7 protein-coding genes and 1 pseudogene are annotated in these 12,510 nt (G+C 67.3%); 5 read left to right on the top strand and 3 right to left on the bottom strand.

Annotated features, from left to right (window positions below; all coding sequences use genetic code 11):
- Positions 1-27: 27 nt before the first annotated feature.
- Entirely contained in the window at positions 28-1,068 is a 1,041-nt protein-coding gene (locus tag OG622_RS08585; protein ID WP_371574533.1) for a LacI family DNA-binding transcriptional regulator, read from the bottom strand.
- Between the two features lie 301 nt (positions 1,069-1,369).
- Between OG622_RS08585 and OG622_RS08580 the strand changes: the two genes are divergently transcribed.
- The 5 genes from OG622_RS08580 to OG622_RS08560 all read left to right on the top strand — a co-directional run bounded on the left by OG622_RS08580 (position 1,370) and on the right by OG622_RS08560 (position 9,960).
- On the top strand, positions 1,370-3,556 hold the full coding sequence (locus tag OG622_RS08580) for an RICIN domain-containing protein (RefSeq protein WP_371574531.1): 2,187 nt from the start codon (positions 1,370-1,372) through the stop codon (positions 3,554-3,556).
- 283 nt (positions 3,557-3,839) lie between these two features.
- A complete protein-coding gene (locus tag OG622_RS08575; RefSeq protein WP_371574529.1) occupies positions 3,840-5,270 on the top strand; it encodes a glycoside hydrolase family 43 protein in 1,431 nt (476 codons plus the stop codon).
- 132 nt (positions 5,271-5,402) lie between these two features.
- Positions 5,403-6,797: an AbfB domain-containing protein gene (locus tag OG622_RS08570; RefSeq protein WP_371574527.1), complete on the top strand. Its 1,395-nt coding sequence runs from the start codon at positions 5,403-5,405 to the stop codon at positions 6,795-6,797.
- A 127-nt stretch (positions 6,798-6,924) separates the two neighbouring features.
- Positions 6,925-8,412 (top strand): family 43 glycosylhydrolase, encoded by a 1,488-nt coding sequence (locus tag OG622_RS08565; RefSeq protein WP_371574525.1) that lies wholly within the window; start codon positions 6,925-6,927, stop codon positions 8,410-8,412.
- A gap of 90 nt (positions 8,413-8,502) precedes the next feature.
- Complete coding sequence (locus OG622_RS08560; protein ID WP_371574523.1) at positions 8,503-9,960, top strand: family 43 glycosylhydrolase; 1,458 nt, start codon at positions 8,503-8,505, stop codon at positions 9,958-9,960.
- Positions 9,961-10,065: 105 nt separating this feature from the next.
- Here OG622_RS08560 and OG622_RS08555 read toward each other — a convergent pair.
- A pseudogene (locus OG622_RS08555) lies at positions 10,066-11,246 on the bottom strand (IS256 family transposase); the annotation flags it as partial.
- 294 nt (positions 11,247-11,540) lie between these two features.
- On the bottom strand, positions 11,541-12,446 hold the full coding sequence (locus tag OG622_RS08550) for a LysR substrate-binding domain-containing protein (RefSeq protein ID WP_371574521.1): 906 nt from the start codon (positions 12,444-12,446) through the stop codon (positions 11,541-11,543).
- Between the last annotated feature and the right edge of the window lie 64 nt (positions 12,447-12,510).

Here is a 12,510-nt window from a genome sequence, read left to right as displayed (position 1 = left end):
GTGGCATGCGCCGCCGGCCGGATCGCGTTACCCGGAAACCGCCGGAGTGCGAGCCCTCGTCGACGTCCGCAGCACGAGCTCCGTGGCGAGCTCGATGCGCGGGGACGCGGGCGGCCGGCCCTGGGCGAGTTCCAGGAGGATCCGCGTCGCCTCGCGCCCCAGCTCCTCGAACGGCTGCCGTACGGCGCTCAGCGGCGGGCAGGCCATGGCCGCCACCAGGGTGTCGTCGAAGGACATCACCGCCAGGTCGTCCGGTACGCCCAGTCCCTGCTGACGTGCGGCCTCCAGCACGCCGAGCGCCTGTGCGTCGCTGGCCGCGAAGACGGCCGTGGGCGGGTCGTCGGCCCGCAGGATCTGCAGGCTGGCGGCGAGCGCTTCGTCGTAGTCGAAGTCGGTCGAGCGGACGATCGCGGGGTCGTAGGCCAGGGCGGCTTCCTCCAGGGCGGCCCGGTAGCCGTGCACGCGTGCCGCCCCGGCCAGAGAATGCGAGCGGCCCGCGACCATGCCGATCCGGGTGTGCCCGAGGTCCAGCAGGTGTTGCACGGCCTCCCGGGCGCCGCTCCAGTTCGTCACGCCGATGCTGGGAATGTCCTGCGTCGGCGCGCTGAGCGGGTCGATCAGCACCACGGGGATCCGCTGCTCGACGATCCGGCGCTGATCCTCTTCGGCCAGCATCGAGATCACGATGACCATCCCGGCCGCACCGAGCGCCACGCACTCCTCGAGCCATCCGGAAATGGACCGGCGGCCCGTGGTCCCGGTGACCACGTTGATGCCCAACTCACCGGCCGCGTCCACGATCCCGCGCGCCACCTCCAAGGTGTACGGGCCCGACAGGTCACGGAACACCGCGATGATCTGCCGGGGCGTCGAGGGGTCCCGCTCCCACGGGCGGGCGTAGCTGTAGCGGTCCAGCAGCTCCTCGACTCTGGCGCGCGTCGCCGCGCCGACGTCCCGACGTCGGTGCACCACCTTGGACACGGTACTGAGCGAGACTCCCGCTTCGGCGGCGATGTTCGTCAGCAAACCGTACTGCGCTTCTTGTCGGCCCCGACCTCGATGTGTCACTTCCTCGATGCCCGTTCTGTTAGCCGAACACCGATGTGCCGGACCGCGCCGCGTATCTGCCAAAACTCCGCTGCAAAGTAACGGGGCTCGGCAGGCGGCGGCAAGAGCACTGCACGGACGACAAAAACCACCGGTCACGTGGCTGTGGGCCCCGGTCGACGCCGTCAATACCCGCGGAGGACCGGGCTACGAAACTCTTTCGGAAACCCGCCGGTGACATCAGGGCTCCGCTTCCTGATACTCCGATGACACAGGCACCAGGTTATTCACCCGCCACCGCCATGAGCTCAGAGGACCTTCGATGACAAGACCCTTGGTACGGAAGGCTTTTGCGGCAGCGACGGCCGGCTGCGTCGGCATGGCAGTCGCCCTTGCCTCCGCGACGAGCGCGTCGGCATATCAGCCGAGCTCGTCGAATCTTTATGTGGCGGACAATTCCGCCGCGTGCAACAAGAGGCCCTGTGTCCTCTACCCGAAGTCGGCCCAGTTGCCGGGCGGCCGGATCGTGGCGTCGTTCGAGAACAGCCAGGGCGCTCCGGTGGGGCAGACGCTGCCTGTCTACAAGAGCGACGACGACGGCACGACCTGGCAGAAGCTGACCGATGTGAAGCCGCCCTCCGAACTGTCCAGTGACCCGAAATATGCCAAATACACCAGTAACTGGACGAACCCTTACTTCTACGTGCTCCCGCAGGACGTGGGAGACCTCCGCGCCGGCACCTTGCTTCTCGCGAGCGTGGTCTCGGGGGACGACTACTACTACAAGGAGAAGAAGGCCGCCGACCTCAACTGGGCGCCGACCGGTAACGGTGACCGCAAGGACGTGGCGATCGCCCTGTACGCCAGCACCGACCAGGGCGCGACCTGGAGCGTCGAGAACATCATCGCTACCGGCAGCTGGCAGGGCGGGACCGACTCGAGCGCCAACACCAACGCGCAACAGGACCCGGTCTGGGAGCCGTACCTGATCGCCCGCAACGGCAAACTCGTCGCCTACTACTCCGACGAGAACGACTACCTCAGCTACGACGCCACCACCGGCATACCGGACCTCGACCCGGACAACGACACCGCGCCGGACTCGGACGGCCAGATCCTCGCGCACAAGACCTGGGACGGCCGCAGCACGTCCTGGAGCCAGCCGGTCGTCGACATGGCGGGTACCACGGTCAGCCGGGGCAACGGCAAGACGCAGATCGGCGGCAAGCGCCCCGGCATGACGACGCTGGCACCGACCACCGACGGCAAGTGGCTCATGACCTACGAGTACTTCGTAGGCGGCCCGGACGTCCGCTACAGGATCGCGGACGATCCGCTGAAGTTCTACGCCGCCGCCGACCACCCGATCAGCGAGCTGCCCGTGCCGGCCGGTGGGCGCACTCTGCCGACCGGCGGCAGCCCGGTGCTCCAGCCGCTGCCGGACGGACGGATCGTGATGAACGCCGCCGGTGACAAGAACGTCTGGGTGAACGAGTCCGGCCGCAGTGACGGCACCTGGAAGGAGTACCAGACGCCGATCGCCGCCGGGTACAGCCGCAACCTCCAGTACGTGGACGGCACGGGACGCGTCCTGATCCTCCAGGCCGCGTGGGCGGGCGGCAGCGTCGGTCCGGTGAAGTACGCCGAGGTCGACCTCGGCCGGTCCGCCGGCACCTACAGCACCCTCGTCAACCGCGCGACCGGTCAGGTCCTCAGCCCGGACGCCGGAAAGACGCAGGACGCGAACCTCACCGGGAACGCGCCCGACCTCGTCCTGCGCGACAAGGATGCCGCGGACGACACGCAGCGCTGGCACGTGACGGAGAAGAGCGGCAACGTCTCCCTGCTCAACAAGGCCGGTGGCCGCTCAGTCGCCGTCTGGACCGGCAGCGCGACAGCAGGGCAGCGCCTGGCCCAGTGGGTCGACGACGGAGCCACCGACAAGCAGTGGACCCTCGCCCCCTCGACCGACGGCTACTACAAGATCCGATCGGTCCGTAACACGAGCCTCTTCATGACGGGCGCCGCCCAGAGTGGCCCCGTCACCCTGCAGGCGTCGATCAACGCGGCCACGGACCCCGCGGCGGACGACGCACAGGAGTGGCAGCTCGTCCAGGAGCCGGCACCGGCGAACCCCTTCACGCTGAAGGGCGCCAACTCGGGTCGCTGCCTCGACGTGCCCAACGGACAGACAGGTGTGCAGGTACAGATCTGGGACTGCTCCGGGAACCAGAACCAGACCATCACGCAGACCGCCGCGGGTGAACTCCGCGTCGCGGGCAACTGCCTGGCCGCGGCCGGCGACGGCACCACCGCCGGTACCAAGCTGATCCTCTGGATCTGCAACGGCAAGTCCAGCCAGAAGTGGTCGTTCCGCATGGACGGCTCCGTCATCAACCGCTCCAACGGCCTCGCGGTCGATGTGAAGAACTCGGCGAAGGCCAACGGATCGCCGGTCCAGCTGTGGACGGCTCTCGGCAACGCCACCCAGAAGTGGAGCCGAGGCTAGTCAGCACCGGCGCGCGGACGCATCGAGCGGGTCGGCCCTGAGGACATCTCCTGGGCACGGCGATTCGACGCCTGCCTATGGCCGGCACGGGGTGCCCCTCCCCGTGCCGGAGGTGTCTACGGTTCCGATCACGCACAGGCGACCCGGCCGTTCGGCGGTTCCTCGGCAGCGCAGCGTCCCGCGTCGCGCGGCAACAGATCGCTCCAGCGGCGCAGAGACCGCGAGCTTCTCCCTCGACTCCACTTTCACCTGATCGTGGCCCCCAGAAAGACAGGATATGTACATGTCAGCGCTTCGAGCCCGGCTGACGGCGATACTGGTCGCCGCCTGCCTGCTCTTCACCGCCCAGGTCCTGACCATGCCCCAGCGGGCCGCCGCCGCCGATCCGGGCTATCTGATGGCGCACTTCATCGGGGAGGGGGCAACGGGGCAGCAGATCTACTTCTCGCACAGCACGGACGGCCTGAACTGGAACGACCTCAACGGCGGGGGCATGGTCCTGCGCTCCATGGTGGGCACGCGCGGGGTGCGTGACCCCGCCCTGGTCCGTTCTCCCGACGGGAGCAAGTACTGGATCATCGCGACCGACCTGTGCATCGGCTGCGGCCAGTCGTGGGGTGACTCCACGTCCAACGGCAGCCGCAACCTCGTGGTGTGGGAGTCGAGTGACCTGGTCACCTGGTCACAGCCCTGGCTGCTGAACGTCGCCGGCGCGATCCCCGATGGGCGCAACGCGTGGGCGCCGGAAGCGATCTGGGACGAGGACACCAACGACTACGTCCTGTACTGGGCGACCAACGCGACCCTGGGCGGCGTGCTGAAGCACCGCATCTACTACGCCCGCACCTCGGACTTCCACACCATCACGACCCCGCAGCTCTTCATCGACCGCCCCGGCACCCAGGGCATCATCGACACCCAGATCATCGAGCAGCCGGCGGGCGTCGGTCAGTACCGCTACGTGCGTGCCTCCGGCGACGGGCAGATCACCCTCGAGGGCAGCAACTCGATCCTGGGGACCTGGACCACCATCGGTAACCTCTCCGGCATCGGCCTCACCGGCGCCCAGGTCGAGGGCCCGATGTGGATGAAGTTCCGTGACCGTAACGAGTGGGCCCTCTACCTCGACCAGTACGCCACCAGCCGCGGTTACATGCCGGTCCTGACCACCAACCCGTCCACGTCGAGCAGTTACCGCCTGCCGGCGTCGGGAAGCTACAGCATGGGCGGGACGAAGAAGCGGCACGGTGAGATCCTGACCCTGACGGCCGCCGAGGAGAGCCGGGTGCAGGCGCGCTACGCCAATATCGCCCCCAAGCGGCTCCAGTCGTTCAACTTCCAGGACCGCTACGTGCGGCACACCAACTTCGACGTGCGCATCGACCAGAACATCACCAACCAGGACGCCCAGTTCCGGCCGCGGCCCGGCCTGGCCGGGTCCGGAACCGTCTCCTTCGAGTCGGTCAACTTCCCCGGATACTTCCTGCGCCACGTCAACTTCGACTTCCAGCTGGCCTACAACGACGGCAGCACCCAGTTCGCCGCCGACGCCACCTTCCGGCAGGTCGCCGGACTCGCCGACTCCTCCTGGTCGTCCTTCCAGTCGTACAACCACCCCGACCGCTACATCCGCCACTACGCCTTCGAACTGAAGCTCGACCCCATCACCACCGCCACCGCACGCAACGACGCCACCTTCCGCGTCACGAGCTGACCCGACAGGGAAGTCGGCGCCGGCCCGGCAGGTCGTTCCCCTCGGTGCCGTCTTTATCACCGAGGTCCGTCGTAGCCGGGCGGGTGGCGTGTGCCACCCGCCCGGCCTCTCACCGAGAGGAAGAGGGAGAGCATGTTGGCACGATTGATCCGAAGATGGGCGTTCCTGGTCGCCCTGATCGCGATCGTCGCGGGTGTGGTCGCACCCGCGCAGACGGCCGAAGCGGCGGATGCCGATTCCGCCTACGTGATGGGCTACTTCAAGGAGTCGATCAGCGGAGCGGGCAACGTCAACGCCCTGCATCTCGCCGTCAGCGACGACGGCCGGGAGTGGACGCCGCTCAACGACAACAACGCGATACTCACCCCGACCGCGGGCACCAAGGGTATCCGCGACCCGTTCCTGTACCGGCTGCGGGACGGCAGCTGGGTCGCGCTCGCGACCGACATCGCCGTCGGCGGCAGCTTCACGCAGCCCAACCCGAACATCCACGTCTGGACCTCGCCGGACCTGGTGAACTGGTCGGCGGACCGGCTGCTCAAGGTCAACGCCACCAACGCCAACTCCTACAGCTGGGCCCCGGCCGTCCACTGGGACCCGGTCCGCAGCGCCTACGGCATCACGTTCACCACCGTCCCGCAGGGCTCCTCGCACTCGGTGATCGCCGCCGCCTACACGACCGACTTCGTCACCGCCACCGACCCCGTGGTGTTCTACGACACGGGCTCCGACATCCTCGACTCCCACGTCGTCACCGACGTCGACGGAGCCAACTACCTCTACTACAAGAGCAATGCGACGGGCCGACTGGCCGGCGCACGGTCGACGTCGGTGGAACCGGGCAGCTTCACCAAGTACACCGAGGGCGTCGCCGAGAACCGGTGCACCGAGGCCCCCACGCTGGTGAAGTCCCTCACCTCGTCCACCTGGTCGCTGTGGGGTGACACCTTCTGCCCCAACGCGAAGTTCGACCTGTGGCAGGGCGACCTGGTGTCGGGAACATGGACCAAGGTGGGCCGACAGTCCTACACCGCACCGCTGAACGCGAAGCACAACACCATCCAGCCGATCACCGCGGCCGACCGCGACCGGCTCCTCGCCCGGTACGGCGGCACGAGCTGGAACCTGCTGAAGTCCTACAACTTCCCCGGCCACTACGTCCGGCACGCGAACTTCGTCGGTCGCATCAGCGAGATGCCCTTCGACCCCTACCAGGACGCGCAGTGGCGGCTGCGGCCCGGGCTGTCCGACCCGAACGCAGTGTCGTTCGAGTCGGTCAACTTCCCCGGCTACTACCTGAGACAGGACAGCTTCGAGATCAAGGTCGTCCGCAACGACGGAACGTCGGGCTTCGCCACCGACGCCACGTTCACCCGTGTCGCCGGCCTCGCCGACGGAACCTGGTCGTCGTTCCGCTCGGCCCGCTTCCCGACGCGCTACCTCCGCCACTCGTCCTTCGTGCTGCGGCTCGACGAGATCTCGACCGCGGCCGGCCGGGCGGACGCCACCTTCAAAGCCGTCTACTGACTCAGCTGGCTCACCGGGCGGGCCCGCCGTACCGCGGTCGACCGGGTACGCGGGCCCTCCGCCCACCTCTGTCCGATGTTACGCACGACGTTCGAATTTTCGAACGCGCTGCCGAAGGGGACCTTCCGTGTTCCGCACCCGTCACTGGTTCGTACTCGGGGCAGCCCTGCTGGCCCTGTTCGCTTCACTGGTCACCACACAGCCCGCCGCCGCTGCCGACGGCCGGCCGTTCACCAACCCGGTCAAGTCGCAGAAGGGCGCCGACCCCTGGCTGGAGTACTACAACGGCAACTACTACCTGATCACCACGACCTTCACCGGCGTCCTGAACATACGGAAGTCGCCCACGCTGGCCGGTCTCTCCACCGCCGCCAGCGTCCAGGTCTGGAGTGACACCAACCCGGCCCGCAACAACAACATCTGGGCGCCGGAGCTGCACTTCTTCGACGGCCACTGGTACCTCTACTACTCCGCCGGCCCAGCCGGAGTCGCCTGTTGCGACTCCCAGCGCACCCATGTTCTGGAAAGCGCCGGTACGGACCCCATGGGTCCGTACACGTACAAGAACATGCTCACCGGCTCCAACCTGTCGACAGGTGGCTGGCTCATCGACGCCAGCGTGCTCAAGCACGACGACAAGCTGTACCTGGTGGGCAGCGGCTTCATCAACGGCAGTACGCAGAGCCTGGTCATCGCGCCGATGAGCAACCCGTACACACTCAGCAGCCAGACCTTCGACATCATCTCCAGCCCCACCCTGAGCTGGGAGAGATCGCGCACCCCGGTCAACGAGGGTCCCGAACCCCTCTACCACGACGGCCGGACCTTCCTCACCTTCTCCGCGAGCTTCTGCTCCACCCCGGACTACAAACTGGGCCAGCTGGAGCTCACCGGCAGCGACCCGCTCCTCGCCTCCTCCTGGACGAAGAAGCAGACCCCCGTCTTCCAGCGCGACGACGCGGCGGGCGTCTACGGACCCGGTCACAACGGGTTCTTCACCTCACCCGACGGCACCGAGAACTGGATCGTCTACCACGCCAACAACACCACCAACGGAGGCTGCGGCAACGGCCGCACCACCCGGGCCCAGAAGTTCACCTGGAACGCCGACGGCACCCCGAACTTCGGCACCCCGGTCGCCCTCGGCACCACCCTGCCCGGCCCCTCCGGGGAGACGGCACTCACCCCGACCTCCTACCAACTGGTGAACCGCCACAGCGGCAAGTGCCTGGACGTCGCTAACAGCGGCCCCGCTGACGGCACCAACATCCAGCAGTGGGCCTGCCATACGGGCGCCAACCAGAAGTGGCGCGTCGAGGACCAGGGCAACGACACCAGCAGGCTGGTGAACGTCGCCACCGGCAAGGTCATGGACATCGCGAACTGCGGCTCCGCCGACGGCGCCGACATCCGGCAGTGGTCCTGGCTGAACAACAACTGCCAGAAGTTCCGGCTCGTGTACACAGCCACCGGCGACTACGTCCGGATCGTCAACGAGGCCACCGGCAAGGTCGCCGACGTCGCCAACTGCTCCACCACCGACGGCGCCGACGTACGCCAGTGGACCTGGCTGAACAACGACTGCCAGCAGTGGCAGCTCAGGCCCGTCGCCTGAGCAATCCCGAGTGGCGGCTGCCGCTTCCCCCTGGCAGCCGCCCCGTCTTCCCCCTTCCACGCCTGACCCCCAGAGGAGAACCGCCCCCCCATGACCCGCCCCATAAGCCGCCGCGCGCTGACCGCGGGGGCCATCGCACTGGTCGTCTTCGCCACCACCGGTGCGCCCGCCCGCGCTGCCGCGCCTGCCTCCTCGGCCGCGAACTTCACCAACCCGATCGCGCTCCAGCGCGCCGATCCGCACGTCTTCAAACACACCGACGGCTTCTACTACTTCACCGCCACGGTACCGGCGTACGACAAGATCGTGATGCGCCGGGCCACCACCCTCCAGGGCCTTGCCACCGCCCCCGAGACCACCATCTGGACCAAGCACGCCAGCGGTGAGATGGGCGCCCACATCTGGGCCCCGGAGATCCACTTCATCGACGGCAAGTGGTACGTCTACTTCTCCGCCGGCTCCGCAGGCGACAAGTGGAAGATCCGGATGTACGCGCTGGAGTCCAGCGCCGCGAACCCGCTGACCGGCCCCTGGACCGAGAAGGGCCGCATTACCACCAACTGGGACTCCTGGTCCCTGGACCACACGACCTTCGTCAACAACGGCACCCGCTACCTCGTCTGGGCGCAGTCCAACCCCTCCGGCCCCGGCGGCATCTACTTGGCGAGGATGTCCAACCCTTGGACGATCACCGGAGAGCAAGTACGGCTGTCCACCCCAGAGTTCGCCTGGGAGAAGCAGGGGTTCGACGTCAACGAAGGTCCTGCTGTCCTGCAGAAGAACGGCAAGGTCTTCGTCACCTACTCGGCCAGCGCCACCGACGCCAACTACTGCCTCGGCATGCTGACCGCCAACGCCAACGCCAACGCCACCGCCGACCTGACGGATCCCGGGTCCTGGACCAAGAGCACCGAGCCGGTGTTCAAGAGCAACGACGCCACCGGCCAGTACGGCCCCGGCCACAACTCTTTCACCGTCTCCGAGGACGGAAAGTCCGACATCCTCGTCTACCACGACCGCAACTACAAGGACATCACCGGCGACCCGCTCAACGACCCCAACCGCCGCACCCGCTTCCAGAAGATCTACTGGAACGCCGACGGCACGCCCAACTTCGGCATCCCTGTGGCCGACGGCGTCACCCCCGTCCGCTTCTCCTCGTACAACTTCCCCAACCGCTACATCCGGCACGAAGGGTTCAGGGCCAAGACCCAGGCGAACGTCACCAACCTCGCCGACTCCCAGTTCCGCGTCGTCCCCGGCCTCGCCGGCATCGGCACGGTCTCCCTCGAGTCGGCCAACTTCCCCGGCTACTACCTGCGCCACAAGAACTTCGAGGTCCGGGTCGAGAAGAACGACGGCACGACCACCTTCGCGGGTGACGCCTCCTTCCAGCAGCGCGCCGGCCTGGCCGACTCCGCCGACGGCATCTCCTTCGAGTCGTACAACTTTCCCGGCCGCTACATCCGCCACTACAACAACCTGCTCTACGTCCAACCGGTCAGCACGACACTCGACCGGCAGGACGCCACCTACTACGCGGAGTAGCAAGCTCACCGCTCGCGGCACCACGGTGCGGTCGACGCACTCCCGTCACGGTGGGAGGGAGTGTCAGGGTGTGTCAACTTAACGGCTGATCTTGATTGTTGAAGGTCAGTTGTTGCTCGGGGTGAGGCGGCCTTCGAAGGCGATCTGGAAGGCGTTCAGGGGCGCCTTCCAGCGCATGGTCCACCGCTTGCGGCCCTTGCCGGTCGGGTCCAGGCTCATCAGCGCCATGTAGATGCACTTCAAAGCGGCGGCCTCGTTGGGGAAGTGCCCGCGGGCGCGGACAGCCCTGCGGATGCGGGCGTTAACGCTCTCGATCGCGTTCGTGCTGCAGATGACCTTGCGTATCTCGACGTCGAAGGAGAGGAAGGGCACGAACTCGGCCCAGGCGTCCGACCACAGCTTCACGATCGCCGGATACTTCCCTCCCCAGGACTCCTGGAACTCCAGGAACCGCTCCGTCGCCGCATCCTCGCTGGGTGCGGTGTAGACGGGCTTGAGCGCCCCTGCGACCTTGTCCCAGTCCTGACGGGCGGCGTAACGGAACGAATTGCGCAGCAGGTGAACCACGCACGTCTGGACAATCGTGCGGGGCCAGACGGCCTCCACCGCATCGGGAAGGCCCTTGAGCCCGTCGCAGACGAGCATGAGCACGTCGTCCAGGCCGCGGTTCTTCAGCTCCGTGAACACGTGCAGCCAGTACTTCGCGCCCTCGCCGCCGTCGCCGGCCCAGATGCCGAGGATGTCGCGGGTGCCGTCCACGGTCACCGCCATCACCACGTAGATCGGACGGTTCGCGACCTTTCCTTCCCTGATCTTCACGTTGATGGCGTCCACGAACAGGACGGGGTAGACGCGGTCGAGGGGCCGGTTCTGCCATTCGGCCATGCCGTCCATGACCTTATCGGTGATGGTGGAGATGGTCTGTTTGGACACCTCCGCTCCGTAGACCTCGGCGAGATGAGCGGAGATCTCTCCGTGAGTGAGGCCCTTCGCGGACAAGGAGAGCACCATCTCGTCGACGCCGGTCAGACGCCGTTGGCGCTTCTTGACGATCTGCGGCTCGAAGCTGCCGGCGGTATCGCGCGGCACCCTCACCTCCACCGGGCCGACATCGGTCAGCACGGTCTTCGCCCGGGTCCCGTTGCGGCTGTTGCCGTTGTTCTTCCCGGCCGGATCGTGCTTCTCGTAGCCGACGTGGTCGGTGATCTCGCCCTCCAGAGCGGACTCGAGCACTCGCTTCGTGAGCTGTTGCAACAGCCCCCCTCGCCGGTCAGTTGCAGCCCCTCGTTTCAGGCACGGTCAACGAGCATCGCAACGAGCTGCTCGTCCGACACCGCACTCGTCGGTGCCTGAACCACCTGCTCGGCCTGCTCATTCTCCACGACGGTCTCCGTCATCAGACGCATCTCCTTGATCAGCAGATCCGCCGTTGATTAGACACTCCCGAGTGTCATGAATTCCTGATAGACCCCATCCCTTCGCAGTGGACGTCCGTCGCACCTTCAGGTTCAGTGCCGGTGGGGTCGCTGGTGGGCCGGCGTGTGAACGCCTGCCAGGGCCGGGGTGGGCGCCATCCGGAATCAGTCGTGCGATGGCGGTGCCTGAGCTGTGGTCAGCCGGGTCGCGATGGCGGTGAGGTGTTCGGCCAGGGCGCCGGGGGTGGAGCGGGTCATGGCGGTGAGTTCGATGGTCGTCGTCGTGTGGCGGAGGGGTCTGAAGTGTACGGCGGGGTGGGACGCGGAGGCCGCGGCGGGTACGACGGTGACGCCGAGGCCGCACTCGACCATGGCGATCTGTGAGGTCACCGACCGTGCCCAGTGGGCGGGGACAGGGCTGAAACCGGCGGCCCGGCACATGGTGGCCATGGCGTCGTGGTAGTCGGGCGAGATGTGCCGGTGCAGCCAGACCCAGGTGTCGGCGCCGAGGTCGGCCAGATCGAGGGAGTCAGTGGTGTCGGCGGCCTGGTGGCCGGCCGGCAGGGCGGCGACGAACCGGTCGGCGTAGAGCGAGGTCGCCGTGGTGCCGCGCACCGGGGCGGTCTGGCGGACGATCGCCCAGTCGAGCGACCGGTCGAGGAGGCCCGGACCTGCCTCGTGGGTGTCGATCTCCCGGGTGCGGATCTCGACGTCCGGCAGCGCCTCGTGGAACCGCTTCAACACAAGGGGCAACGGCCAGGAGAACGCCGAGGTGACCGCACCCAGGGTCAGTCGCCCGCCCTGTCCGGTGGCGGCCTGACGGGCGGCGATCTCCGCCTCCTCGGCCTGTCGGACCAGTGCGCGGCAGTGGTCCAGGAAAACGGCCCCGGCGGCACTGAGGGCGACCGACCGCTGAGTGCGGTGCAGCAGTTCGCAGCCGAGCTGCTGTTCGAGCTGCTTGATCGCCTGGGACAGCGGAGGCTGGGACATCTGCAGCCGCTGCGCCGCGCGGCCGAAGTGGAGTTCCTCGGCGACCGCGACGAAATAGCGGGCCTGCCGGATCTCGACCACGATTCGCTTTGCCTCTTACTGAGAGATGAAATCAGACCTTCACAATATCAGTGGTGGCTGTTGA

This window comes from Streptomyces sp. NBC_01314, assembly GCF_041435215.1.
Lineage (GTDB): Bacteria > Actinomycetota > Actinomycetes > Streptomycetales > Streptomycetaceae > Streptomyces.
The sequence above is the reverse complement of the archived record's forward strand: the minus strand, read 5'-3'. Positions and strand labels throughout refer to the sequence as shown.